Here is a 26,215-nt window from a genome sequence, read left to right as displayed (position 1 = left end):
ATGACTCAGACATCCACAGCTCACACACCCGCGCAGGGGCAGGCGAGAGTGCAGTTCACCGTCCCCGCCCAGCACCCCATGGTGACCGTGCTGGGGTCCGGCGACTCCCTCCTGCGCGTGATCGAGAAGGCCTTCCCGGCGGCCGACATCCACGTCCGGGGCAACGAGATCAGCGCGGTCGGCGAACCCACGGAAGTCGCCCTCATTTCGCGCGTGTTCGACGAGATGATGCTGGTGCTCCGCACCGGGCAGCCGATGACGGAGGACGCAGTGGAACGCTCGATCGCCATGCTGAAGGCGAGCGAGAACGGGGAGAGCGACGGCCAGGAGACCCCGGCCCAGGTGCTCACGCAGAACATCCTGTCCTCGCGCGGCCGCACGATCCGCCCCAAGACCCTCAACCAGAAGCGGTACGTCGACGCCATCGACAAGCACACGATCGTCTTCGGCATCGGCCCCGCCGGAACCGGCAAGACCTACCTCGCCATGGCCAAGGCGGTGCAGGCCCTGCAGTCCAAGCAGGTCAACCGCATCATCCTGACCCGTCCGGCGGTGGAGGCGGGCGAGCGCCTGGGCTTCCTGCCCGGCACGCTCTACGAGAAGATCGACCCGTACCTGCGCCCGCTGTACGACGCGCTGCACGACATGCTGGACCCGGACTCGATCCCGAGGCTGATGGCGGCGGGAACCATCGAGGTCGCACCCCTCGCCTACATGCGAGGCCGCACCCTCAATGACGCCTTCATCATCCTGGACGAGGCCCAGAACACCAGCCCCGAGCAGATGAAGATGTTCCTCACCCGCCTCGGCTTCGACTCGAAGATCGTGATCACGGGCGACGTGACGCAGGTCGACCTGCCGACCGGCACCCATTCGGGTCTGCGCCAGGTCCAGGACATCCTGGAGGGCCTGGACGACGTCCACTTCTCCCGGCTGTCGTCCCACGATGTCGTACGGCACAAGCTGGTCGGCCGTATCGTCGACGCATACGAGGAGTACGACAACAAGCACGGCACCCAGAACGGCACGCACAAGGGCCGGGGCAAGTCCGGGCACAAGGGGAAGTAGACCGAGCACCACCATGTCGATCGACGTCAACAACGAGTCCGGAACCGAGGTCGACGAGCAGGCGATCCTCGACATCGCCCGCTACGCGCTCGCGCGGATGCGCATCCACCCGCTCTCCGAGCTCTCGGTGATCGTCGTGGACGCCGACGCCATGGAACAGCTGCACATCCAGTGGATGGACCTGCCCGGCCCGACCGATGTCATGTCCTTCCCCATGGACGAGCTGCGCCCGCCGTCCAAGGACGACGCCGAACCCCCGCAGGGGCTCCTCGGCGACATCGTGCTCTGCCCCGAGGTCGCCGCCAAGCAGGGGACGGAAGCGCCCACGCAGCACTCCATGGACGAGGAGCTCCAGCTCCTGACCGTCCATGGAGTGCTGCACCTGCTGGGCTACGACCACGAGGAGCCGGACGAGAAGGCCGAGATGTTCGGCCTCCAGGCGGCCATCGTGGACGGCTGGCGTGCGGAGAAGGGCCTGACCGGCCCGTCCCCGGCCCCGACCGTGTCATGAGCCCGACCCTCGTCTCGGGCGCGATCGCCCTGGTCGTCGTCGCGTGGCTCGCCGCCTGCGCGGAGGCGGGCCTCGCGCGCGTCTCCAGCTTCCGCGCCGAGGAAGCCGTACGCACCGGCCGCCGGGGCAGCGCCAAGCTGGCCCAGGTCGCCGCCGACCCGACCCGCTACCTCAACGTGGCGCTGCTGGTCCGCGTCGCCTGCGAGATGGCGGCGGCCGCCCTCATCACCTACGCCTGCCTCCAGGAGTTCGCCGGCACCACCGAGGCCCTTCTGATCGCGATCGGGGTCATGGTCCTGGTGTCGTACGTCGCGGTCGGCGTCTCCCCGCGCACCATCGGCCGCCAGCACCCGCTGAACACGGCGACGGCGGCCGCGTACATCCTGCTGCCGCTGGCCCGTGTCATGGGCCCGATCCCCTCCCTCCTCATCCTCATCGGCAACGCGCTGACCCCCGGCAAGGGCTTCCGCCGCGGCCCGTTCGCCTCCGAGGCGGAGCTGCGCGCGCTGGTCGACCTCGCCGAGGCCGAGTCCCTGATCGAGGACGAGGAGCGCCGCATGGTGCACTCGGTCTTCGAGCTGGGCGACACGCTCGTACGGGAGGTGATGGTCCCGAGGACCGACCTCGTCGTCATCGAGCGCTACAAGACCATCCGCCAGGCCCTCACCCTCGCCCTGCGCTCCGGCTTCTCCCGCATCCCGGTGACCGGCGAGAACGAGGACGACGTCGTCGGGATCGTGTACCTGAAGGACCTGGTCCGCAAGACGCACATCAGCCGCGACGCGGAGTCCGAACTGGTGTCGACGGCCATGCGCCCGGCCGCCTTCGTCCCCGACACCAAGAACGCCGGCGACCTGCTGCGCGAGATGCAGCAGGACCGCAACCACGTCGCCGTCGTCATCGACGAGTACGGCGGCACGGCCGGCATCGTCACCATCGAGGACATCCTCGAGGAGATCGTCGGAGAGATCACCGACGAGTACGACCGCGAGCTGCCGCCCGTCGAGGACCTCGGGGAGGACCGCTACCGGGTCACCGCCCGCCTCGACATCACCGACCTCGGCGAGCTGTACGGCCTGGAGGAGTACGACGACGAGGACGTGGAGACGGTCGGCGGCCTGCTCGCCAAAGCCCTTGGCCGGGTCCCGATCGCCGGCGCCTCGTCGGCGGTCGGCCTCCCGGACGGCCGGGAGCTGCGCCTGACGGCGGAGGCCGCGGCGGGCCGCCGGAACAAGATCGTGACGGTGCTGGTGGAGCCGGTGGGCCAGCTGGATCCGCCGGAGGACGAGGACAAGGAGGCGGAGTGACCCCGCAGGAGCTGCGCGCGTTCTGCCTGTCCTTCAACGCGGCCGTGGAGGACTTCCCGTTCAACCCGGAGACCTCGGTCTTCAAGGTCCAGGGCAAACTCTTCGCCCTCACGAACCTGGACGCCCGCCCGCTCACGATCAACCTCAAGTGCGCCCCGGAGGACGCGATCCGCCTGCGCGGCGAGCACCCCGGCCTGATCATCCCTGGCTGGCACATGAACAAGCGCCACTGGAACACGGTGACGGTAGACGGCGACCTCCCGGACCGGCTGGTCCGCGAGCTCATCGAGGACTCGTACGACCTGGTGGTGGCGGGCCTGCCGAGGGCCGAGCGGCTCCGCCTCGACCGGCCCTGAGGGCGGCGCGGGACACCCCTGGGACCTCCGGGAGTGCGGCTACGTATGCTCGGGGCATGACCGACAGCAGCGCGCTTGACCCCGAGGACCGCAAGATCATCACTCTGGCCCGTTCCGCCCGGGCCCGTAACGGTGTGCCGGAGGGGGCGGCCGTGCGGGACGAGACGGGCCGTACGTATGTCGCCGGGACCGTTGCCCTTGAGTCGCTGCGCCTGAGCGCGTTGCGTACGGCGGTGGCGATGGCGGTGGCTTCGGGGGCGAAGTCGTTGGAGGCGGCGGCGGTGGTGACCGAGGCGGAGGAGGTTTCGGCCGAGGACCGCGCTGCGGTACGGGACCTTGGGGGGCCGGGGACGCCGGTGCTGGTGGCCGGGCCGGACGGGGTGGTACGGCTGACGGTCACGGCGGACTGAGGTTCCTGGGGGATCCGCTTTCGGCCTCCGGCCGAACCGTGGGCAAAAACAGCCCTTGTCAGCTGTCGGCACTCGCGCATCAATGGAATCGGTAGTTCCGACGGGTCGTCAGATTCGTGCCTCGCCCGGCGCTCCGCACCGCGCCCGCGAGGCAGTCGTCCGTCGGAGCTTTCCTCTCCCGTCCATCCCCACATGGCAATCCTGGGAAGGGAATCGGATCCCATGAGACACAAGCGAACGACATCAGGTGCGGCACTCGCCGTCGGCGCCCTCGCGATCGCCGGACTCGCCCTCGCCCCCACCGCCGTGGCCGTCACCCCGGACACCGCGACGATCACCGCCGACTGCGGCACCTTCGGCGGCGGCGAGGCCACGCTGACGGCGACGCAGGACGGCACCGCCGCCACGATCACCGTCAACTCCTCCGCGATCACCGCGCCGATCGCGCTGGGGGAGGACTCGATCTCGTCGACGCTCACGCTGGTGACGGCGGGCGGCGGCACCACCGCGTTCACCGGCACCGAGAACCCGGCCATGGCCGCCGGCGACCCCGTCACCGTCGGCCCGCTCGCCGGGACCGTCGCCTCCGGGGACAGCCTGGAGGCGTTCGGTGGTTCCCTGCGCATGACCGTCATCGGGATCACCATCACCTGCACGGCGACCGGACCGCAGTCGCCGGGCCCGTTCGTGTTCGACTGACGTCCTGACGCGCGCGGTCCCGGCGTCGCCTACAGCGCGTAGGGGCCGCGCTCGCCCGTCCGCACCCGTACGACCGTCTCCACCGGCAGCACCCACACCTTCCCGTCCCCGATCTTCCCCGTCTGCGCGGCCTTGACGAGCGCGTCGATGACGGCGTCCGAGTCGGCGTCCTCGACGACGACCTCGATACGGACCTTGGGGACCAGGTCGACCTGGTACTCGGCGCCGCGGTACACCTCGGTGTGGCCGCGCTGACGGCCGTAGCCACTGGCCTCGGTCACGGTCAGGCCGTGCACGCCGAGTTCCTGGAGGGCGGTCTTGATCTCGTCGAGGCGGTACGGCTTGACGATCGCGGTGATGAGCTTCATGCCTGGTCTTGACCTTCTGGGGGGAGGGGACGGGGAGGCGGTGACGGGCGCCGTGGCCCAGGACGCCGTGATCGTATGACGGTCTCGGCGTGCTCCGTAAGGTCCGGGCCGGTGTGCTCCCGCTCCGCGCGGCGAGGGGCACGGTCGGTCTGTTGTACGGCGGGGCTCTGTGGATCAGGGAGAATGGGCGCCATGAGCGTTCGCAGCCAGTCATCCGAGCCGTCGGAATCGTCGGAGGCCGTCCACCGGGCGGGCTTCGCCTGTTTCGTCGGCCGCCCCAACGCGGGCAAGTCCACCCTCACGAACGCTCTCGTCGGGCAGAAGGTGGCGATCACGGCGAATCAGCCGCAGACGACGCGGCACACGGTACGGGGGATCGTGCACCGCCCGGACGCGCAGCTGATCCTGGTGGACACCCCGGGTCTGCACAAGCCGCGCACGCTGCTGGGTGAGCGGCTGAACGACGTGGTGCGGACGACCTGGGCAGAGGTGGACGTCATCGGCTTCTGTCTGCCGGCGAACGAGAAGCTGGGTCCCGGCGACCGCTTCATCGCCAAGGAGCTGGCGAGTATCCGGAAGACCCCCAAGGTCGCGATCGTCACGAAGACGGACCTGGTGGACTCCAAGACCCTCGCCGAGCAGCTGATCGCGATCGACCAGCTGGGCAAGGAACTGGGCTTCGAGTGGGCGGAGATCGTCCCGGTGTCGGCGGTCGGGGACAAGCAGGTGAGCCTGCTGGCGGACCTGCTGGTCCCGCTCCTCCCGGAGGGCCCGGCCCTCTACCCCGAGGGTGATCTGACGGACGAGCCCGAGCAGGTCATGATCGCGGAGCTGATTCGCGAGGCGGCCCTGGAGGGCGTACGCGACGAGCTTCCCCACTCCATCGCGGTCGTGGTGGAGGAGATGCTGCCCCGCGAGGACCGGCCGGCGGACAAGCCGCTCCTCGACATCCACGCCAACCTCTTCATCGAGCGGCCCAGCCAGAAGGGGATCATCATCGGCCCCAAGGGCAAGCGGCTGAAGGACGTCGGCATCAAGTCCCGTAAGCAGATCGAGGCGCTGCTGGGGACGCCGGTGTTCCTCGACCTGCATGTGAAGGTGGCGAAGGACTGGCAGCGGGATCCCAAGCAGTTGCGGAGGCTGGGGTTCTGACTCTCCGGCGCGTCAGACGGGGCGGAGTGGCGGGGCGGACGCTGTCAGCTGCCCGGTGGCCGTGAGGGCGAGCCGGGAGAACAGCGTGCCGGAGAATCCGAACAGCAGGGCCATGGCCAGGGCGATCGGACGCTCGGGTGCGCCCCAGGAGTTCTCCAGGAACACCTGGCCGAGCAGGTTCAGCTCGGGGTCGGCGAGCATGCGGACCAGCAGGAGGCCGCCGACCGCGGCGAGCGCGCCGCCGACCGGTGCGAGGACGAGCACGCCCCAGGACGACGGCCGCTGCGAGCGCATCACTCCGATGGCCGGTGACAGGAAGCCACCCAGCGCACCGAGGAGCATCGTCTCCCGGTGGTCCAGCACGGTGCCGATCAACAGGACCGAGCCGAGGCCGATCGTGGCCAGCCAGAGGGCGATGCGCTGTTGTTCGTAGTCCTGCTCGGAGACGCTGTCCTCCAGGTCGTGGACGTGTTGGGCGGCGGCGAGCAGGAGGGCACGCGCCTCGGGCGTGTCCGGATCAGCGGCCGGTTCCGCGGCGAGTTTCTCGGCCAGCTCGGTGTCGGCGGGGTCTGAGGAGGCAGCGAGCCGGTGCAGCAGCCACTGGCGCTGGGCGAGGGCCTCTGTCGGAGGCTCGACGCCGAGCAGCCGACGTTCCGCGACGTGCAGGGCCCGCCATGCGGCGGCCAGCTTCGACAGCGGGATCGCGATCACCCCGAAACGGGAGTTCAGCCGCCAGACCACCGTGCCGCCCCGTTCGAGGTCGTCGAGCCGGGTCGTCACGGCGGTGAGAGCCGCTTTCCGGGCCGGATCGTCATCGTGGAGGGCGGCCAGGGCCGTCGCCCTGGCGCGGCAGTCGCGCAGACGTGCCAGCAGCAGACGGTAGCGCGGGGCGGCGATCAGGCCTCGGCTGGTGATGTAGACGATCAACAGGTAGCAGGCGCAGACCAGTTCGAGTCCCCAACCGCTGTCACGCATCATGTCCTCCCCGGTTGTGCCACGATGCGTGGATCATCTTCCCCCATCACCCGGCCGGAGGCGTGGCCAACGCCGCACTGAGCACAGGGCTCAGCGCGGCGGCCCGGTCGGGGCGGACGGCGAGCAGCGCGGCGATCTCGGACACGGCGAGGTTGCGCTCCTCCGCGCTGGGCTCCCGCTGCTGGGCCGCGGTGGCGAGGACGGCCGCGGGGGCGGAGGCCGCCTGGCCGTCGGATCCGTCGGACCCGTCCGACCCGTCGAAGCCCTCGGACCCGTCCGACAGGGCCTGCGCGGTCAGCCGGTGCACGGCGGATGCCCACGGTGCCCCGAACACACCCTCCTCGATCACCGCGAGCCACCCAAGGACTTCTCCATCCGCGGCGCTCACCGCGTCCCGCACACCTCCCAGAAACGCCCGCCGGTCCATGACGAGGCGGTAGGCGGCTTCGATTCCGTCCCGGGTGGCCAGCGCCAGGATGGCCCGGTGCACCTGGACCAGCAGATCCATGCCGGGCCCGGATGCCGTCGCGTCGGCCAGTACCAGGGCGGCGTCCGGCGTGAGGAGGTCGGTGGCATGCGCTGTCAGGCAGGCCGCCGAGCCGGCCCAGTCGGTTCCTTCGGCGCTGCTTCGGAACCACCGCTTGAGGCAGTCCTGCAGGATCAGCGGACGGTACGCCGTGTCGATCGGCGTGCCGCCCGCGATGTGCTCCAGCAGCTCCGTGTGGAGGTCGGCAGTCGTGTCGAGCAACGCCCATTCCCGTAGCGCCGGTACGGCTTCGCCGTCGAGCAGACCGGGATGGGCGTGCAGAAAGACACGGGAGTCCTCCCAGGTCGGGGCGGCGAGCCAGGCATGCGTCAGTTCCAGTGCCGCATCCGTGACCTCCAGCCACTCCGGTGCGTGGTCCCCGTCGCCGCACAGGCGCACCACGGTCGCACGCTGATCGGGGTGGGACCTCGTTGCCTGGCGGAGGAGCTGGTGGGACCGGACGACGATCGGCGCGTCGTCGGGTTCGGGGCAGGCGACGAGCGAGCACAGGAGGTGCACGGCCGCGCCGTGAGCTTCGCGGCCCAGGAGGAATACGGCGAAATCGTAGGAGAGTCGCGCGGCGACAGGCGGTTGGGCTCTGAAGGCGTCGATCGTCTCCTCGTACCTCCGCCGGGCCTGTTCCTCCTGTCCGCTCTCGACCAGTCGACGCGCGAGGTGGACGAGTGAGTCGGCGAGGTCGGGTGCGTGGGCGGCGGGGTTGGCGCGGGTGAGATCGCGGCGGATGCGGACGGCCTCTTCCGCCGGTTCGACGGCTTCCTCCCTCCGTTCGACCGCCGCCAGGTGCACTCCGAGGTTGTTGAGTGCCATGGCGAGTCCGGGCAGGAAGGCGTCGGGGCCGGCATGGGCGAGTTCGCGGTAGATGCGGACGGCCTCTTCGGCCGGTTCGATGGCTTCCTCGAGCCGCCCGACCGCTGACAGTTGGCTGGCGAGGTTGTTGAGCGCCAAGGCGAGCTTGGGGCGGTAGGCGGCTGGGTTGTCGTGTGCGAGTTCGCGGCGGAGGCGGACGGCTTCCTGGGCCGGTTCCATCGCTTCCTCCGGCCGTCCGACGTTCCCCAGCCCCCGGGCGAGGTTGGTGAGTGCCATGGCGAGGTCGGGGAGGTGGGCTGCGCGGTTCTTGCGAGCGAGGTCGTGGTAAAGGGAAGCGGCTTCCTGGGCCAGTTCCATGGCATCGCCCCACCGTCCGACATCCCCCAGCCGCAGGGCGAGCGTGTTGAGCGAGTCTGCCAGGCCGGGGGTGTGGGCGGCCGGGTTCTTGCGGGTGAGGTCGCGGCGGAGGCGGACGGCTTCTTCGGCCAGGTCCACGGCCTCCTCACGCCGCCCGACGGCTGCCAGCCGCAGGGCCAGGGTGTCGAGCGTGTCCGCCAGGCCGGGTGTGTGGGCGGCGGGGTTGTCCCGGGCCAGCTCGCGGCGGATGCCGACGGCTTCTTCAGCCAGGTCCACGGCTTCCTGCCGCCGTCCGACCTCCCCCAGCCGCAGGGCGAGGTTGTTGAGCGAAACCGCGAGGCTGGAGAGGTGGGCGGCTGGGTTGTCGTGTGCGAGTTCGCGGCGGATGCGGACGGCTTCTTCAGCCAGGTCCACGGCCTCCTCACGTCGTCCGACCGCTGCCAGCCGCAGCGCGAGGTTGTTCAGCGAGTAGGCGAGGCCGGGGGTGTGGGTGGCGGGGTTGTCGTGTGCCAGTTGGCGACGGATGCGGACGGCTTCCTGGGCCGGCGCCACGGCTTCCTGCCGCCGCCCCACCGCCCTCAGCCGGTTGGAGAGGTTGCTGAGGGCCATCGCCAGCTTCGGTTGGTAGGCAGCCGGACTGGTACGCGCGAATTCCCGGTAGAGGAAGGCGGCTTCCTGGGCGGGCGCCACGGCTTCCTCCCGTTGTCCGACTTCCGCCCGTTGCGCTGCGAGGTTGTTGAGTGACGCCGCGAGGTCGGGCAGATGGGCGGCCGAACTGGTCATGGCGAGTTCGCGGTAGAGGGAGGTGGCTTCCTCGACGATGTGCACCGCTTCTTCCCGCCGCCCCGCTTCCGAGAGCTGTCTGGCGAGATTGTTGAGTGTGGCCGCCAGATAGGGGGTGTGGGCGGCGGGGTTGTCGCGGGCGAGTTCGCGGTAGAGGGAGGTGGCTTCCTGGACCGGTTCCAGGGCCTCGTCCAGGCGTCCGACGTCCGATGCGCGACTGGACAGAGTGTTGAGTGAGATCGCCAGGTCGGGCCGGTGGGCTGAGGGGTTGTCGTGGGCGAGTTCGCGGCGGATGCGGACGGCTTCCCGGGCCGCTTCCAGGGCTTCGTCCCGCCGCCCGGCCTCCCCAAGCTGGGCTGCGAGGTTGTTGAGCGAGGCCGCCAGGTCGGGCCGGTGGGCTGAGGGGTTGTCGTGGGCGAGCTCACGGTGGATGCGAACGGCCTCGTCGGCCAGCTCTACCGAGTCCAGAGGCAGTCCGGCCAGCCGGCAGTACACGGAGAGAGCGTGCAACGCGGACGCGAGAACGGGAACATACGCGGCGGAATTGACCGCCACGAGTTTCCTCAGCACGGCGATCCCGACGTTCGCCGCCGGCAGGGCGTGATCCGCCAGGTGCCGCCGCAGATAGCCGTTCGCCTCCTCCGGCTGCCTCCCACCCCCGGTCTGCCGCAGGACGAGCGCCACGAGCGCATCGATGACGGCCCACGGAGCCGGTGTCCTGCCCTCCGGCAGATCTCTCGCCCCGAAGCTCTGGAGATGAGCGACGAGCTCCCGGTGATAGAGCCGGTACACGGCCTGCTGCCCGTCGCTGTCCTCCACGATGTACCGGCCGTAGTGCGCCAGTACCCAGTCGATGTCCTCGGGCCCGTAGGCCGTACCGTCCCGGCTCACGGCTTTCGCCACCGTCTCCCACACACCGTGCGCGGGCATGCCGTTGCCGGCCGCCCAGGCCAGAGCGGTCAGCAGGTCGTCGGCCGCGTGCGGCACCCGGTGGCCGTCGCGGTGCCGCACCGCGCCGGCCGCGAGGTCGCGGTCGAGGGCGTCGGTGATGCCCTCCGGGATCTGCTCGCGCCAGGACCGGGTGGGATCCGAGGCGAGATGGCGGGCCAGCGCGGAGGCGACGATACGGGCGAAGAGGAATCCGCCCTTGCTGCCGACGGCTCGTTCGGCCACTACGGGAGCGATGTCGTCGGCCGTGCCCTCAGGAATGTCGTCGGCCACCAGCCGTCGGCGTACATACGCGGCGATGTCCTCGGTGGTGTCCTCCTCCTCGTCGAGGTCCAGCACGCGCACTGTGGCTCCGATGGTGCGGGTCAGTGCCGCGTTCAGGGTTTCGCCGGGCTCGCGGTGGGGCTGGAACGGGCGGTCGCGCGAGGCCAGAAGTACGGTGCACAACCGGCTCAGGGGGACGAGGAGCCGGTCGGCGATCGGACCGGCCTGGTCGGGGGCAGCCTCGTCCAGGCCGTCCAGCACCAGAACGTGGCGGCGTGCACCGCGGGCCTCCAGGCCCTCCAGTTCGGCGATCAGACCGGCCGGCGTCTCCGGCGCGGGCAGACCCAGCTGCTCGGCCAGCGCCTCGGCAAGGTCCTGCACGTGCATGCCCCGCAGGTGCAGAGCCGCCTCGACACTGCCCTCACCCGGGTCCGGATCGTCGTCGCCCAGAGGAGCATGGACGAAAAGGGCTCGGCGTTCCTCCGCGTGGGACAGAGCGGCGATACGTCCCGCCACCGCGGACTTGCCCGAGCCCGCGCTGCCCGTCAGCAGCAGCAGGCCCGCCTTCCCCTCCGCCAGCCAGTCCGTGATCTCCCGCAGGATCCGGTTGCGGCCGGTGAAGAACCAGCCCTCCTCCGTGGGGTCGATCCCCTTCGCCGCGAGGACCAGGTGTTCCACGAGGGCCTCGCCCGCGTTCGGGCGCCAGAGCGGGTTGCGGAAGATGCGTTCGGGGCGGCCGGCCGAGGCCCGTACGGGGATCTGTCCGCTGTCGGGCCAGTCCTCCATCACGGCCAGCGCCAGTGTCTCGCCGCTGATGCCCTGGTTGCGCACGCTCCACTCGTGCCGGTACCCGCCCTCGAGACGCGCGCTGCCCCGCGCCGGGCCGTGGCGCAGCACCCGCAGCACCGTCTCCAGCAGGAGGCCCCGGGCCCCTTCGGCCGGCTCGTGGGCCTGGCAGGCGGCGAGGATACCCAGCCAGGCCCGGCGGGGCTCCGGCAGAGTCCGTTCGGCCATGGCGTTCAACGCCTCTTCCAGGGCGGCCGGGGCACCCGCACCGGCGTAGCACGTGTCCAACAGGATCAGGATCTGGTCGGCCCCGGCCGACAGCGCACGGCCCGCGAGGCGTTCGGCCGTGAAGTACTGCTCCGCGTCCCGGAGATCCCTCGTCGCGCGGGTCACCAGACGCAGTTCGCCCTGACGGGTGATCTCGCCGTGCCCCGACCAGGCCGCCACGGCAGGCCCGTGGCCTCCGTCCGTCTTCCATGCCCCGGCCCAGTCGGTGAGTTCGTCGGACAGGGCTCGCTGCCCCAGATCGGCCAGCACGGTCGGCCGGAAGCCGAAGGGGCCCAGCGCACCGGCCAGATCGTCGATCTGTCCGACCGCGCCGTCCAGGGGCTGGAAGCGCGGATCGTCGTAGGCCTGGTACACGACGGCCAGGAACGTGCCCGTGGCGGCCTGTGGGTCGTTGGGAAAGCTGCTCATACGTCCCCCACCAGGACCAGCACCGTCACCCCACTGTCCGCGTCGTCCGCCACCGCGTGCACCGTGACGCTGTACGGCCCTGGGGCGAGGTCCGTGAACCGGCCTCCGTAGCGGCCGTCGCCGAGATTGCGCAGCGTGCGCTGCTGCTTGAAGCGATTCGGGCCCTTCAGCAGCGCCTGGACGGCCAGTTCGTCCGCTCCTTCCCGAGCCGTGGCGGCTTCCGCCCGTACGGTCAGCGGCTCGCCGGCGGGCACCTGATCCGGAACGCGCACGCTCATCGGGTAGGCGGGCTCGGCTCCACGCCAGACCCGTGGCTTGGGGGACAGATACTTGAGCAGGTCCCTGCGTACCTCCTTGTGGGCCTTGAGGGCACCGTGCGTGGCGTAGGACTCCCCGACGGCCGCACTCTCCAGGGAGACCTCGGCGGGGTAGGCCGCGAACCGTGGTACGCGCCCATCGCCGCCCTCCTCCACGCCCTCGATGGTTTCGCACAGCCGTAGCCGCTCACCGTCCAGGGCGGCGGTCGTCGGAGTCGGCTGACGTACCCCCACCACGGGCAGGCACAGCTGGTCGCTGCCGCCTTGCTCGACCCGGGCCTCGGCGGCCGTACGGATCTCCGTGTGGAAGTCGCCCGCGTCCCGCATGAGGTGCGGGTCCACCCCCGGCAGGCCACCGGCGACCTCACGGGGGTACACCAGCCCGGCGGGGCCCTCCAGGCAGGCGTAGTCGGGGATGAGCTGGTGCAAGGAGGGGAGGCTGCGGGCGAAGTCCGTCAGGATGCCCACCCTCGGTCCCCGCCCGCCGATACGGTGACCGCTCACCAGGGAGTCCAGCGCGCCGATCGAGCCCCGGTGCGGCGTGCCCAGGGTGATCAGAGTGCGGGTGACCTCCGCGCCGCCCAGGCACTCGACGTAGTAGCGGCCCACCAAGCCGCCCATCGAATGGCAGATCAGCCGCACCTGCGCGTTCGCGCGCCCGGGGGCCGATGCCCGCCACCGGCCCAGCGCCTCGTCGATCCGGCGGTGCAGGAGGCGGGCGTTGTAGCGGCACGACAGACGCCAGTCATAGGCGAATTCCACCAGGTTCCCCGGCGCGTCGGGCGTCGTCTCCCGCAGCGTGAACGTCCCCCGCAGCCACTCGAGCAGGCCGTCGTACCCGGCGATCAGCGGCCACACCCCGGGTAACGCGTGCAGTGAGCCGAACAGCCCGACCGGCTCGACGCCGTCCCCGGGATGGTCGTCGCCGATGTCCTTCGGCAGCCCGAGGTCCCGCACCGAGCCCGCGAACGTCCTGATGACCTCCCACACCGCCCCGGGCGAGGGACTCCACACCTCGCGTCCCGCCACCGCCAGGCGACTGCCCATGATCCCCGGGACGACCACCACCAGGTCCTCGACCGTGTTGTTCCGCACCGCGCCGCCCCCCGGTTCGCCGTGCGAACTGTCTAGCAGGCAGGTGATGCCCAGCGGAGCCACATGAGCAAACAGTGACAAGAGGGTAAGGCTGGACGGCGGTCGGTGCCCCGGCCGTTCAGTCCCGGCCCGCCCCACTCCCGCTGGGGGACATGTCCTGCAGGCCCACCACCCGCAGCAGTTGGAGGCGCTCGTAGGACTCCGTGCCCGGGCAGGCCGTGTGGACGATCAGCAGGTGATGGTGCTCGTGGCTGAGCAGGACCTCGCACTCCAGCTCCAGCAGGCCCACCGAGGGATGCCGGAAGCGCTTCGTCGACGGGCGGCGCAGCGACACCTCGTGCTTGTCCCACAGCCGCGCGAACTCCTCGCTGGCCGCGCGCAGTTCGGCCACCAGCGCGGCCGGATGCGGGTCGTCGGGACGTGCGGCCGCCACCGCCCGCAGGCTCGCCACGTGGTCGCGTGCATGCCGCGGCCGGTCCTCGGGCGGGAACAGGTCGCGCGCCGCCGGGTCCAGGAAGAACAGACGGGTCAGGTTGCGTTCCCGGGGCGGGCGTGCGAAGACGTCCCCGACGAGCGCCCGCGCCATCGCGTTCTGCGCCAGCACGTCACCGCAGTCCGTGACCACCTGCGCGGGGCAGTCGTACAGCCGGTCCAGGAGCAGCAGCAGGCCCGGGCGCACATGCGCCGTCGTGGGCTCGCGGCGCGGGGGCTCCTCGCCCACGAGGTGGAAGAGGTGGTCGCGTTCGTCGTCCGTGAGCCGCAGGGCGCGGGCCAGCGCCGTCAGCATCTGGCGGGACGGGCGCGGGCCGCGGGACTGCTCCAGACGCGTGTAGTAGTCCACCGACATCCCGGTCAGCGCCGCCACCTCCTCCCGGCGCAGCCCCGGCGTACGGCGGCGGGCGCCGGCCGTGAGGCCCACGTCGGCCGGGTTGAGGCGGCCACGGCCGCGGCGCAGGAAGTCGGCGAGTTCGGCTCGGTTCACCCCTCCAGGCTCCTGTACACCGCCCGGCTTATCCAGGGACTGCCGATCCCCTGATCCACGGGTCTCTCCCGCTCGTACCGGCTCCGTTCGAGGGTGGTCGGCGACGAGAGGAGCAGATCATGCTGACATTGGTGACAGGGACGACGGGTCAGGTCGGCCGGCGCTTCGTGCCGAGGCTGCTGGCGCAGGCCCGGCCCGGGGAGCGGGTGCGGGTGCTGGTGCGCGATGCGGCCCGGGGCGAGCCGCTCGCGGGGCTGGGCGCCGAGGTCGTCGTCGGGGATCTGCGGGACGCCGAGGCGCTCGGCAAGGCGGTCGCCGGGGTGGACGCGGTCGTGAACGTCGCGGCCTCCTTCCGCGGGGTCCCGGACGAGGAGGCGTGGGCCGTCAACCGGGACGCGGCCGTGGAGCTGGGCCGTGCCGCGGTGGCCGCCGGTGTGCAGAGGTTCGTGCAGGTCAGTACAGGCCTGGTGTACGGCGTCGGACGGGGCCGCCCGCTGACCGAGGACGACGAGAGCAGGCCCGGCGGGGCGATGTGGGGCGCCTACCCCGAGTCCAAGGCAGCGGCCGAGCGGGAGCTGCTCGCCTTGGAGGGACTGGACGTGCGCGTCGGGCGGCTGCCGTTCGTCTACGGCGAGGGCGATCCGCATCTCGCCCAGTCCCTGATGTGGGCGGGGAGCTGGGCGGCGACGCAGCGGCTGCAGATGGGCCATCACGCGGATGTCGCCCAGGCGCTGCTGCGGATCCTGCACGCGCCGGGGATCGCCGGCCGTGTCTACAACATCGCCGACGATGCGCCTGTTACGGCGGTTGAGCTGCACCAGCTCAACGGGGTTGAGGTGCCGGACGAGCTGTATGCGCGTACCGATCCTGACCCGTGGTTGGTGATCACCTCCACCGAGCGGATCCGCCGGGAGCTGGGGTATCGGCCGTTGTACCCGAGCGTCTATGCGGCCCGGGACGCAGGAGCGCTCTGAGGGGGTGCCGCGATGGTAGTCGGGCGTCTGCGGGGCCGTTGTGGCTGGTCGCGCCCACGCGGCGGTAGCCGCATATCGATACAGCCCCGCACCCCTTGGGGGCGTTTCCGAACCGCGGCTGACTAGTCCATCCCCTTGATCCGCCCCACCAGCACCGCCCCCGCCAACCAGGCCACCGCCGCCACCGCGTACAGCACCCGGTATCCGCCCAGGTAGGTGACGATCGGCGCGGCGAGGGCGGGCGCTGCCACCTGGGGCAGGGCGTTGGCCACGTTGATGACGCCGAGGTCCTTCCCGCGGTCCCGCGCCTCGGGCAGGACGTCCGTCATCAGCGCGAAGTCGACCGACATGAACACCCCGACAGTGCGCCGCCCGCCGCGCCGGCCACGATCCATGGCGTACGGCGGCCCCAGCGGGCCGTGGTGCGGTCCGACAGTGCGCCGAAGAACGGGTTCGCCGCCAGCGACACGACCGCGCCGATGCCGGTCACCCACGCCAGCAGCGTCTCCTTCGACATCCCGGTGCCGGGCGCGAAGTCCTCCGCCTGCTGGGCCAGCAGGATCTGCAGCGGGCCGTACCAGCCGACCCAGATCGCCACGTTGGCCAGCGACAGCGCCGCCGTCCAGCCCCGGCCGACCCGGTCGACGGGTTCGGCGAGGGCGCCCGAAAGACGGGCGGTAGTCACCTCTGCGCCCGGAGCACGTCCCGCAGCCAGCCGTACGACGCCTTCGGGGTCCTGGCGAGCGTCTCGTAGTCCACATGCACCAGCCCGAACCGCCGCGCGTACCCCTCCGCCCACTCGAAGTTGTCGAGCAGCGACCAGACGAAGTACCCGCGTACGTCCACCCCCGCCTCCACCGCCTTGTGCAGCGCGCGGAGGTGGCCGTCCAGGTAGGCGATCCGCTCCTGGTCGTCGATGCCCTCGTAACTGCAGCCGTTCTCGGTGATGACGACGGGCGGCAGCCGGTCTCCGTACCGCTCCCGGAAGCCGGTGAGCAGCTCCGTCAGGCCCTCGGGGACCACCGGCCAGCCGAAGTCCGTCGTCGGCACGCCCTCGATCTCCCGTACGGAGAAGGGCAGTTCGGCGGGCATGGTCACCCCGCCGAACTCGATCTCCGTTCCCTGTGGGGCGCCCACGCGGGTCGGCGCGTAGTAGTTGATGCCGTAGAAGTCCAGTGGTTCGGAGATGACCTTCAGGTCCGACTCGACATCCCCGGGCATCAACTCGCCGATGCCTTCCGGGTAACGGCCCAGCAGCAGCGGGTCGGCGAACAGCCGGTTGAGCAGTACGTCGTAGAAGTCCGCCGCCTCCACATCCGTCTGTTCCTCCGACGCCGGCCAGGTCGGCCCGTGCGAGTTGGCGATCCCGATGTCCGTGGCGCCGACCGCGCGCAGGGCCCGTACGGCGAGACCGTGGGCCAGCAGCTGGTGGTGGGCGGCGGGCAGCGCGTCGAACAGGAGCTGCTTGCCCGGCGCGTGGGTGCCGAGGGCGTGGCCCAGCAGGGTGTGTTCGGCGGGTTCGTTGATGGTGATCCACTTCTGGACGCGGTCGCCCAGGCGCTCGGCGACCACGGACACGTACTCGGCGAAGCGGGCCGCCGTGTCCCGGTCGAGCCAGTCCAGCGAGACCGGCAGATCCCAGTGGAACAGCGTCGGCACCGGCCGTACGCCCGCCGCGCACAGCTCGTCCACCAGGCGGTCGTAGAAGTCGAGGCCGCCCTCGAAGCGCGCTCGCGGCCAGGAGATCGAGAAGCGGTACGCGTCCACGCCCAGGTCGGCCAGGAGCGCCACGTCCTCGCGGTAGCGGTGGTAGTGGTCGCAGGCCACCGCCGCCGTCGAGCCGTCCTTCACCCGTCCGGGCTCGGCCGTGAAGGCGTCCCAGACGGACGGCTCGCGCTCGTCCGCCGCGCCCTCGATCTGGTGGGCCGAGGTCGAGACGCCCCACAGGAAGCCGTCGGGGAAGTCGGGGAACGCCGGGAGCTCAGGTACGGGTATCGGGTTCGTCGCCATGCGCCGGATCATCCGTATCGGCGGTAACGGAAGTCAACCGGCAGGCGTGAACAGCGAGTTACGCGCTCTCCTTTTACGCGCCCTCCTTCAAGACCTTCGAGATCAGCTTCCGCTGCTCGTCCGTGAGCCGGGGATCGGCCGCGTAGACCGTCTTACCGTCCACGGTGATCTGGTAGCTGAAGCCGTCCGGCACCCCGATGGGGGGCGTGCCCCGGCCGGACGCCACCGCGCTTTCGGCCAGGGCGTGCCACTCCTGGGCATCGGGCCGCCCCGAGGTGTCCACCTCGGCGTGCCGCTCGATGCCCGCGAATCCGCCCGTGCGCCTCACCTGAATACGCATGGGTTCCTGTCTAGTACGGAGTCAGAGGATGCGCACCCCGACTTGCTCCCATGCCTTCTCCACGGCCTGGAGCTCCTCGCCCCCGTCGCCGTACCGCTCCCGCGCCGCCTTCACCGTCAGCTTGGCGAAGTCGGTGAACAGCGCCCGCTCCGTCAGCTCGCCGCCGGTCAGGACGTCGTACCAGATCTGGCCGGCCTTCTCCCAGGCGTAGCCGCCGAGGGCGGTCGCGGCCAGGTAGAACGCGTGGTTGGGGATGCCGGAGTTGATGTGGACGCCGCCGTTGTCGCGGCCGGTGCGGACGTAGTCGTCCATGGTCGCGGGCTGCGGGTCCTTGCCGAGGACGTCGTCGTCGTACGCGCTGCCCGGCTCCTTCATGGAGCGTAGGGCCTTGCCGGTCACGCTCGGGGCGAGCAGGCCCGCGCCGATCAGCCAGTCGGCCTCGGCGGCGGTCTGGCCGAGCGTGTACTGCTTGATGAGCGCGCCGAAGACGTCGGACATCGACTCGTTGAGGGCGCCGGGCTGGCCGTAGTAGGTGAGGTTGGCCGTGTACTGGGTGACGCCGTGGGTGAGTTCGTGGCCGATGACGTCGATCGGGATGGTGAAGTCGAGGAAGACCTCGCCGTCGCCGTCGCCGAACACCATCTGCTCGCCGTTCCAGAAGGCGTTGCCGTAGTTCTCGTCGTAGTGGACGGTGGCGTCCAGGGGCAGGCCGTCGCCGTCGATGGAGTGGCGGCCGTAGGCCTTGAGGAAGAGGTCGAAGGTGGCGCCGAGACCGGAGTAGGCGCGGTTGACCGTGGCGTCCTGTCCGGGTTCCGTGCCCTCGCCGCGGACCTTGGTGCCGGGCAGGTCGGTCTTGTGCTCGGCGTCGTAGATGGTGCGCAGCGGCTGGTCCGACGGTGCCTTCGCCGTCGGGGCAGCGGCCAGGCGGAACTCGGTGGTCACGCGGCGACGGCCGCGCAGCTCGCTGTCGCGCATCAGGGTGCGCCGGGCGGGACCGGAGAGTGCGGGGTCGTCGTTCCGTGCCAGTTTGTCGAGGACGTGTGGCGGTACGACGGTGCAGAAGACGGGCTCGAAGCCCCCGTTGGTCGTCATGCCCGGCACCCTTGCACCGAGTTATTCCGCTGTCATTACCCGCAACCATGATTGGTGAAATGTGCGGACAAGAGGGGTGGAGACGGGTGCGAAAGTGGTATGGAGCACTTTTTGTCCCGTTGATCCCTCCGGTCCCGCATACTGATACGCACCCGCGCAACCGGAGTGGCTCCGCTACGCTACGGAGCATCATGCGTTTCGGGCTGCTTCTCCTTAGCTGCCGCGGCGAGGGCCTGTAGTCGAGGCCGACTCCCTCCCCGCGGAGCTTGGCGTTGCGTCGTCGGCCGTCCTTCCGGACATCCTGAGGAGCCCGAAGCCTTATGGCGAAGCGCCAGAACCGCCAGCAGCCCAGCCGCATGCCGATCCACAAGTACGGCCAGTACGAGCAGGTCGACATCCCCGACCGCACCTGGCCTCAGAAGCGGATCACCGCCGCCCCCCGCTGGCTCTCCACCGACCTGCGCGACGGCAACCAGGCCCTGATCGACCCGATGTCGCCCGAGCGCAAGCGCCGGATGTTCGACCAGCTGGTCAAGATGGGCTACAAGGAGATCGAGGTCGGCTTCCCCGCCTCCGGCCAGACCGACTTCGACTTCGTGCGCTCCATCATCGAGGAGCCGGGCGCCATCCCCGACGACGTCACCATCTCCGTACTGACCCAGGCCCGCGAGGACCTGATCGAGCGGACCGTGGAGTCGCTGAAGGGCGCCAAGCGCGCCACCGTGCACCTGTACAACGCCACCGCGCCCGTCTTCCGTCGCGTGGTCTTCCGCGGCTCCAAGGACGACATCAAGCAGATCGCCGTGGACGGTACGCGGCTGGTGATGGAGTACGCGGAGAAGCATCTGCTGGGCCCCGAGGCCGGCGGTACAGCGTTCGGCTACCAGTACAGCCCCGAGATCTTCACCGACACCGAGCTGGACTTCGCGCTGGAGGTCTGCGAGGCGGTCATGGACGTCTGGCAGCCCGGTCCGGACCGCGAGATCATCCTCAACCTGCCCGCCACGGTGGAGCGTTCGACGCCGTCCACGCACGCCGACCGCTTCGAGTGGATGGGCCGCAACCTGTCCCGCCGCGAGCACGTCTGCCTGTCCATCCACCCGCACAACGACCGCGGTACGGCCGTCGCGGCGGCCGAGCTGGCCCTGATGGCCGGCGCCGACCGCGTCGAGGGCTGTCTGTTCGGGCAGGGCGAGCGCACCGGCAACGTCGACCTGGTCACCCTGGGCATGAACCTGTTCTCCCAGGGTGTCGACCCGCAGATCGACTTCTCCGACATCGACGAGATCCGTCGTACGTGGGAGTACTGCAACCAGATGGAGGTCCACCCGCGCCACCCGTACGTGGGCGACCTGGTCTACACGTCCTTCTCCGGCTCCCACCAGGACGCCATCAAGAAGGGCTTCGACGCGATGGAGGCCGACGCGGCCGCCAAGGGCGTCACCGTCGACGACATCGAGTGGGCGGTGCCGTACCTGCCGATCGACCCCAAGGACGTCGGTCGTTCCTACGAGGCGGTCATCCGGGTCAACTCGCAGTCCGGCAAGGGCGGGATCGCGTACGTCCTGAAGAACGACCACAAGCTGGACCTGCCGCGCCGGATGCAGATCGAGTTCTCGAAGATCATCCAGGCGAAGACGGACGCCGAGGGCGGCGAGGTCACCGGCAACGACATCTGGGCGACCTTCCAGGACGAGTACCTGCCCAACCCCGACAACCCCTGGGGGCGTATTCAGGTCAAGAACGGTCAGTCGACCACGGACAAGGACGGCGTCGACACGCTGACCGTCGAGGCCGAGGTGGACGGCGTCGAGACCACCCTGGTGGGCACCGGCAACGGTCCGATCTCCGCGTTCTTCCACGCGCTGCAGGGCATCGGCATCGACGCCCGCCTGCTGGACTACCAGGAGCACACGATGAGCGAGGGTGCCTCCGCGCTGGCCGCCTCGTACATCGAATGCGCGATCGACGGCAAGGTTCTGTGGGGCATCGGCATCGATGCGAACACGACACGCGCCTCGCTGAAGGCGGTCGTCTCCGCCGTCAACCGGGCGGCTCGCTGACCAGCCTGACCGGCGGTTTGAAGACCCCGTTCGCCGATTCACGGCGGGCGGGGTCCCGTCGTATACCGGCCAATCCCTGTGCAGGTCACGGGTAGGTCTCGTCGCGGGTACTGACTACGCCTCCCAGATGTGGCTAACATCACGCAAGCGCGGCGATGTTGCCGCGTGGTTACGGAGGTGCGACGTGCTGCCAGGACGGGGACGAAACGGCCGTGCCGTCAGGCCTGTGCGCCTCCTGGGCACCCGTACCGCGTGGACGACCGTCGGCGACGGCGAGTTCTTCTGCCCCGGGTGCGGGGGCGACCGCAACTACCAGCGGCTGACCGGCCGCCGCCGCTTCACCTTCCTCAGCGTGCCCGTCGTCCCGCGCGGCGAGACCGGTCCCGTCGTGGAGTGCGCAGCCTGCCGCCACCACTTCGGCACCGATGTCCTCGACCACCCCACCACCACCCGCTTCTCCGCGATGCTCCGCGACGCCGTCCACACGGTCGCCCTCGCGGTGCTCGCCGCGGGCGGCACCTGCTCCCGTACGTCCCTGGAGACCGCCGCGGCCACGGTCCGCGCCGCCGGCTTCGACGACTGCACCGAGGATCAGCTCGACGCCCTGGTCGATGCCCTCGCCGCGGACACCGGCCGGGTCTACGACCGCCCCTGCGGAACCGGGCTGGCCATAGAGCTGCACGAGGCGCTGGACCCGCTCGCCCCGCACCTCGCCCCGGCCGGCCGCGAATCGATCCTGCTGCAGGGCGCGCGGATCGCCCTGGCCGACGGGCCGTACACCCCGGCCGAGCGGGACGTCCTCGCGACCGTGGGCGCCGCCCTGACCATCTGCTCGGACGACGTGACCCGACTGCTGGCGGCGGCGCGGACGCCGTCGTAATACCGGCCCCTCGTTCGCGGTCGTAGCACCGGCCCTGCGTTCGCCGTCGCAATACCGGCCCGCGGACGCCGTCGTAACACCGGCCCCGCGTTCGCGATCGCAGCATCGGCCTCGCGTCCGCCGTCGTAGCACCAGCCCCCGCATTCGCCGTCGCGGGCCCCGATCGGGATTACTCCCCAGGGAGTAACGGGCCCGACCGGTCACCCCTGGCAGTAACCCCCAACTCGCCCTCCCGCCCGACGAATCGGCCCCTCCCCGCCGGGAGTCTGGAACCGACCCAGACAACCCGACCGGAGGGAGGCCCGCCACATGGGGGCCGCAACGACAAGCACACGGCGACGGCGGGCCGTGCCCTGGCTCGTGCTCGGGCTGTGGATCGCCGTGCTCGCGCTCGCCTCGCCGTTCGCGGCGAAACTCTCGGACGTCCAGCGCGACCGGGCCGTCGACTACCTGCCGGCGAGCGCCGACTCCACCCAGGTCGCCGAGATCCAGGACCGGCTGCCCGGCGGCGAGACCACCGAAATGGTCGTCGTCTACCACCGGGACGGCGGACTGACCGCAACCGACAAGACGACCGCCGCGGAGCAGATCGAGCGGATCGCGGGCACGCACCGGCTCACCGCCGACCCGCGGGGCGTCCCGTCCCAGGACGGCACCACCCTGATGTACCCGGTCGCCAGCAACGAACCCGGCACGGACGAGGAGGCCCGTGACGCCCTCGTCAACGACGTACGGGACGTCGCCAAGGGCGGCGACGGGCTGAGCGTCGAGGTCGGTGGAGAGGGGGCGCTGGCCACCGACGCGAGCGAGGTCTACAACTCCCTCGACGGACCGCTGCTCTACACCACCGCCGCGGTCGTCGCGCTGCTGCTGATCCTCATCTACCGCAGCCCGTTCCTCTGGCTCGTCCCGCTCGCCGTCGCAGGCATCGCCGACTACCTGTCGATGGGCGTGGCGTACGGGCTCAACCAGGGGTTCGGGACCTCCGTGTCCGGCCAGAGCTCCGGCATCATGACCATCCTCGTGTTCGGCGCGGGCACCGACTACGCCCTGCTGCTCGTCTCCCGCTACCGCGAGGAACTACGACGCGTCGAGCGGCCGTACGACGCCATGGTGGCCGCCCTGCGCGGCTGCGGGCCGGCCGTGCTCGCCTCCTCCGGCACCGTCGCCGCTGGCCTGCTCTGCCTGCTCGCCGCCGACCTCAACAGCAGCCGGGGCATGGGCCCGCTCGGCACGGTGGGCGTGCTGTGCGCGCTCGTCGCGATGCTGACCCTGCTGCCCGCGATCCTCGTCCTGCTCGGCCGCCGCGTCTTCTGGCCGCTCGTGCCCCGTTACGGCAGCACGCCCAAGGCCCGCCGGTCGCTGTTCGCCGCGATGGGCAGCTCCGCCGGACGCCGGCCGCTCACCGTGCTCGCGGGCGGTGCCGTGCTGCTCGGCGCGCTCGCGCTGGGCGCGCTGAACCTGCCCGGCGGCATCAAGCAGGAGGACACCTTCACCAGCAAGCCCGACGCGGTCACCGCCATGGAGACCCTCGCCGCGGCCTACCCCGAGCGCGGCACCCAGCCCCTCACCGTCATCACGCCCACCGACCGCGCCGACACCACCCTCGCCGAGATCCAGGACACCCGCGGCGTCGACAGCGCGGAGCGCGGCCGCAGCGGCGACGGCTGGACCGAGATCTCCGTCCTGGCCACCGCCCCGCCCCAGTCGACGGGCGAGACCGCCACCATCGAGGCACTGCGCGACACACTCGACGGCTCCTATGTCGGCGGGCCGAGCGCCGAACAGATCGACCTCAAGGACACCAGCGCGCGCGACAGCAAGATCGTCGTACCCCTGGTCCTGGCCTCCGTCCTGCTGATCCTGATGGGCCTGCTGCGATCGCTCGTCGCCCCGTTGCTCCTGGTGGCCGCCGTGGTCGCCGTGTGGGGCGCGGCCCTCGGCATCGGCGGACTCGTCTTCGGGCCGGTCTTCGGCTTCGAGGGCACGGATCCCGGGCTTGGCCTGTTGTCCTTCGTGTTCCTGGTCGCGCTGGGCGTCGACTACGGCATCTTCCTGATGCACCGGATGCGCGAGGAGTCCCTGAACGGCGCCGAACCGGTACCGGCCGCACTGACGGCGCTGCGCACGACCGGCGGGGTCATCGCCTCCGCCGGACTCGTCCTCGCGGCCACCTTCGCGGTGCTCACCAACATGCCGATGGTGCAGCTCGTCGAACTCGGCTTCGTCATCGCGGTGGGCGTGCTGCTGGACACGTTCCTCGTCCGCACGTACCTCGTCACCAGCGCGGCCGTCGCGCTGCGGCGGAAGCTGTGGTGGCCGGGCCCGCTGTCGCGCGCGCCGGAACCGGAGCCGGAGCGGGCGGAACGACAGCCGGAACCCGTGTGACCGGAACCGGTGTGAGGTGACGGTGACACGTAGGGCGTCCCTTCGCTCCCGAAGGGGCGCCCCCGTGACGGAGGATGAGCGCGTGCAGGCAACCACCGCGCCCGTCCGGGCGACCACGTCGGCGGCCCGGCCCCGCCGCGGTGAGCGGATCATGGCGGCGATCAACCGCGATCCCCGCACCGCCCCGCACGGCACCCGCAACGACGCGCTGCTGGCCGTGGCGATGGCCGCCCTCGCCACGGCCATCGCCCTGCTCGGCGGCCATGGGCGCCGGCCCGACGAGCTCGGCTGGACCCTGCTGCTCATCGCCCACGTGCCCCTGGTGTGGCGGCGCCGGCGTCCTGTGCTGGTCCTGCTCGCGGTGCTGGCCTGCGTCGCCCCGTACCACGCCCTCGACAACAACCACACCGCGCCCATCCCCGCGACCATGACGGTGCTCTACACGATCGCGGCGACCGGCACGGCGCGCCGTGCGCTGCTCACCGGCGGCACCATCCTCGGCGTGACACTGATCGTCAACGCCGTCACCAACCCCGATGGTGTGCGCGAGATCCTGCGGATCTCCGGCTGGGTCATCGCCGTCCTCTTCTGCGGCATGAGCACCCGCTTCTACCGCCAGTACGTCGCCGCCATCGTCGGACGCGCCGAACGCGCCGAACGCACCCGCGAGGAGGAGGCGCGGCGCAGAGTCGCGGAGGAGCGCCTGCGGATCGCCCGCGACCTGCACGACCTGCTCGCCCACAGCATCACGCTCATCGGCGTCCAGACCTCCGTCGCCGCGCACGTCCTGGCCGCCGACCCCGAACGCCTGGACCGCGAGACGGTCGCGAAAGCCCTCGACGACATCGCCGAGACCTGCCGGACCGCGCGCGGTGAACTCCGTACGACGCTGGAGGTGCTGCGCGCCTCCGAACACGGGGACCCGCGCGGCCCGCTGCCCGGCCTCGACGGCGTGACCGACCTCGTGGAGACCGCGCGGCTCGCGGGCGCCCGCGTCGAACAGGACATACGGGTACGGCAGGCGCCGCCCGCCGTGGGCGCCGCCGCCTACCGCATCGTGCAGGAGGCGCTGACGAACGCGGTACGGCACGCGGGGCCCGAACCGGCCGTATCGGTCGACCTGTACGAGGAGGACGGCGCCCTGCGCCTCTCGGTCACCGACGACGGCACCGGACCCACCCCCGGCGGCACCCCCGGCTTCGGGCTCGTCGGCATGCGCGAGAGGGCCCGCAGTGTCGGTGGCACACTCGACGCCGGACCACGGGCCGGGGGCGGCTTCGAGGTGACCGCCGTACTGCCGCTCACGTCCGTACTGCCTGGAGGGGGAACCGGATGACCATCCGCGTACTGCTCGCCGACGACCAGACCCTGGTACGGGAGGCGTTCGCGATGCTCGTCGAGTCGGCGCGGGACATGGAGGTGGTCGGGCAGGCGGCCACCGGGCGGGAGGCGCTGGAACTGGCCCGCGGCGAGCGCGCCGACCTGGTGGTGATGGACATCCGCATGCCCGACCTGGACGGCATCGAGGCGACGCGTCTGATCGCCGCCGACGAGGACCTGGCGGGCGTGAAGGTGCTGGTCCTCACCACCTACGACACCGACGAGAACATCGTCGAGGCGCTGCGCGCCGGGGCCTCCGGGTTCCTGGTGAAGGACACCCGTCCGGCCGAACTCCTCGACGCGATCCGCACGGTGGCGGCAGGGGAGGCGCTGCTGTCGCCGGGGCCGACGGCTCGGCTGATCGAACGGTTCCTGCGCAGCCCGTCGCCGGCCATCACCGGGCGTGGGCCCGAATGCCTGTCGGAGCGTGAGCGCGAGGTGCTGACGCTGGTCGCGCGCGGCCTCAACAACACCGAGGCCGCCGAGGCGCTGGGGCTGAGCCCGCTGACCGCGAAGACGCACGTCAGCCGGATCATGGGGAAGCTGGGGGCCCGGGATCGGGCGCAGTTGGTCATCGTGGCGTACGAGTCGGGGATGGTCACGCCGGGCAGCATGTGACGGACAGTCAGTCACTCTGTCAGTCACTCTGCAAAGGTTCTC

Annotated in this window: 21 protein-coding genes and 1 pseudogene; 13 read left to right on the top strand and 9 right to left on the bottom strand. The window is 71.0% G+C overall.

Features of this window, described 5'->3' with window-relative positions:
* From CLM62_RS45530 to CLM62_RS45505, 6 genes are all read left to right on the top strand, one after another.
* Entirely contained in the window at positions 1-1,068 is a 1,068-nt protein-coding gene (locus CLM62_RS45530; RefSeq protein WP_095755773.1) for a PhoH family protein, read from the top strand.
* 13 nt (positions 1,069-1,081) lie between these two features.
* Complete coding sequence (ybeY, locus tag CLM62_RS45525; RefSeq protein ID WP_095755772.1) at positions 1,082-1,579, top strand: rRNA maturation RNase YbeY; 498 nt, start codon at positions 1,082-1,084, stop codon at positions 1,577-1,579.
* Positions 1,576-2,886 carry a hemolysin family protein gene (locus CLM62_RS45520; protein WP_095755771.1) on the top strand — a complete coding sequence of 437 codons (1,311 nt, stop codon included), beginning with the start codon at positions 1,576-1,578 and terminating at the stop codon, positions 2,884-2,886. Before ybeY ends, CLM62_RS45520 begins: the two co-directional genes overlap by 4 nt.
* Positions 2,883-3,242 carry an MmcQ/YjbR family DNA-binding protein gene (locus tag CLM62_RS45515; RefSeq protein ID WP_095755770.1) on the top strand — a complete coding sequence of 120 codons (360 nt, stop codon included), beginning with the start codon at positions 2,883-2,885 and terminating at the stop codon, positions 3,240-3,242. The genes CLM62_RS45520 and CLM62_RS45515 overlap by 4 nt, the downstream gene beginning before the upstream one ends.
* A gap of 56 nt (positions 3,243-3,298) precedes the next feature.
* Positions 3,299-3,652 carry a cytidine deaminase gene (locus tag CLM62_RS45510; protein WP_095755769.1) on the top strand — a complete coding sequence of 118 codons (354 nt, stop codon included), beginning with the start codon at positions 3,299-3,301 and terminating at the stop codon, positions 3,650-3,652.
* A gap of 222 nt (positions 3,653-3,874) precedes the next feature.
* A complete protein-coding gene (locus tag CLM62_RS45505) occupies positions 3,875-4,351 on the top strand; it encodes a hypothetical protein (protein WP_095755768.1) in 477 nt (158 codons plus the stop codon).
* A 29-nt stretch (positions 4,352-4,380) separates the two neighbouring features.
* On the opposite strand, the gene CLM62_RS45500 is transcribed toward CLM62_RS45505, so the two are convergent.
* Positions 4,381-4,719, bottom strand: a complete 339-nt coding sequence (locus CLM62_RS45500; protein ID WP_095755767.1) for a P-II family nitrogen regulator — start codon at positions 4,717-4,719, stop codon at positions 4,381-4,383.
* A gap of 183 nt (positions 4,720-4,902) precedes the next feature.
* Here CLM62_RS45500 and era point away from each other — a divergent pair, with 183 nt between their 5' ends.
* Positions 4,903-5,871: a GTPase Era gene (era, locus tag CLM62_RS45495; RefSeq protein WP_095755766.1), complete on the top strand. Its 969-nt coding sequence runs from the start codon at positions 4,903-4,905 to the stop codon at positions 5,869-5,871.
* 12 nt (positions 5,872-5,883) lie between these two features.
* On the opposite strand, the gene CLM62_RS45490 is transcribed toward era, so the two are convergent.
* From CLM62_RS45490 to CLM62_RS45475, 4 genes are read right to left on the bottom strand one after another with little or no spacing between them, the layout of a single operon-like run.
* Positions 5,884-6,846 carry a hypothetical protein gene (locus CLM62_RS45490; protein ID WP_143659277.1) on the bottom strand — a complete coding sequence of 321 codons (963 nt, stop codon included), beginning with the start codon at positions 6,844-6,846 and terminating at the stop codon, positions 5,884-5,886.
* A gap of 46 nt (positions 6,847-6,892) precedes the next feature.
* The gene (locus tag CLM62_RS45485) at positions 6,893-12,034 is read right to left on the bottom strand and encodes a tetratricopeptide repeat protein (RefSeq protein WP_095755764.1); all 5,142 of its coding nucleotides are present in this window, start codon (positions 12,032-12,034) and stop codon (positions 6,893-6,895) included.
* Positions 12,031-13,527, bottom strand: a complete 1,497-nt coding sequence (locus CLM62_RS45480; protein ID WP_143659276.1) for a hypothetical protein — start codon at positions 13,525-13,527, stop codon at positions 12,031-12,033. Before CLM62_RS45480 ends, CLM62_RS45485 begins: the two co-directional genes overlap by 4 nt.
* Positions 13,528-13,564: 37 nt before the next feature.
* On the bottom strand, positions 13,565-14,428 hold the full coding sequence (locus tag CLM62_RS45475) for a helix-turn-helix transcriptional regulator (RefSeq protein ID WP_095755762.1): 864 nt from the start codon (positions 14,426-14,428) through the stop codon (positions 13,565-13,567).
* 119 nt (positions 14,429-14,547) lie between these two features.
* Here CLM62_RS45475 and CLM62_RS45470 point away from each other — a divergent pair, with 119 nt between their 5' ends.
* A complete protein-coding gene (locus tag CLM62_RS45470) occupies positions 14,548-15,402 on the top strand; it encodes an NAD(P)-dependent oxidoreductase (protein ID WP_095755761.1) in 855 nt (284 codons plus the stop codon).
* A gap of 122 nt (positions 15,403-15,524) precedes the next feature.
* Here the strand turns inward: CLM62_RS45470 and CLM62_RS45465 are convergent.
* The 4 genes and pseudogenes from CLM62_RS45465 to CLM62_RS45450 form a co-directional block, all read right to left on the bottom strand.
* Positions 15,525-16,087 (bottom strand): annotated as a pseudogene (locus CLM62_RS45465) (MFS transporter).
* The gene (locus CLM62_RS45460) at positions 16,084-17,424 is read right to left on the bottom strand and encodes a GH1 family beta-glucosidase (RefSeq protein WP_095755760.1); all 1,341 of its coding nucleotides are present in this window, start codon (positions 17,422-17,424) and stop codon (positions 16,084-16,086) included. Before CLM62_RS45460 ends, CLM62_RS45465 begins: the two are co-directional and overlap by 4 nt.
* A gap of 61 nt (positions 17,425-17,485) precedes the next feature.
* Positions 17,486-17,752 (bottom strand): protealysin inhibitor emfourin, encoded by a 267-nt coding sequence (locus tag CLM62_RS45455; protein ID WP_095755759.1) that lies wholly within the window; start codon positions 17,750-17,752, stop codon positions 17,486-17,488.
* 21 nt (positions 17,753-17,773) lie between these two features.
* Positions 17,774-18,844, bottom strand: coding sequence for a M4 family metallopeptidase (locus CLM62_RS45450; protein ID WP_095755758.1), 1,071 nt, complete (start codon positions 18,842-18,844; stop codon positions 17,774-17,776).
* 320 nt (positions 18,845-19,164) lie between these two features.
* On the opposite strand from CLM62_RS45450, the gene leuA reads away from it, so the two are divergent.
* From leuA to CLM62_RS45420, 5 genes are all read left to right on the top strand, one after another.
* Positions 19,165-20,907 carry a 2-isopropylmalate synthase gene (leuA, locus tag CLM62_RS45440; protein WP_095755757.1) on the top strand — a complete coding sequence of 581 codons (1,743 nt, stop codon included), beginning with the start codon at positions 19,165-19,167 and terminating at the stop codon, positions 20,905-20,907.
* 184 nt (positions 20,908-21,091) lie between these two features.
* Positions 21,092-21,787, top strand: coding sequence for a TerB family tellurite resistance protein (locus tag CLM62_RS45435; RefSeq protein WP_095755756.1), 696 nt, complete (start codon positions 21,092-21,094; stop codon positions 21,785-21,787).
* A gap of 309 nt (positions 21,788-22,096) precedes the next feature.
* Entirely contained in the window at positions 22,097-24,175 is a 2,079-nt protein-coding gene (locus CLM62_RS45430) for an MMPL family transporter (RefSeq protein ID WP_095755755.1), read from the top strand.
* A 16-nt stretch (positions 24,176-24,191) separates the two neighbouring features.
* The gene (locus CLM62_RS45425; RefSeq protein WP_095755754.1) at positions 24,192-25,511 is read left to right on the top strand and encodes a sensor histidine kinase; all 1,320 of its coding nucleotides are present in this window, start codon (positions 24,192-24,194) and stop codon (positions 25,509-25,511) included.
* Positions 25,508-26,173 carry a response regulator transcription factor gene (locus tag CLM62_RS45420; protein WP_095755753.1) on the top strand — a complete coding sequence of 222 codons (666 nt, stop codon included), beginning with the start codon at positions 25,508-25,510 and terminating at the stop codon, positions 26,171-26,173. Before CLM62_RS45425 ends, CLM62_RS45420 begins: the two co-directional genes overlap by 4 nt.
* Positions 26,174-26,215 lie beyond the last annotated feature (42 nt).

This window comes from Streptomyces sp. SA15 (assembly GCF_002291145.1).
GTDB lineage: Bacteria > Actinomycetota > Actinomycetes > Streptomycetales > Streptomycetaceae > Streptomyces.
The sequence above is the reverse complement of the archived record's forward strand: the minus strand, read 5'-3'. Positions and strand labels throughout refer to the sequence as shown.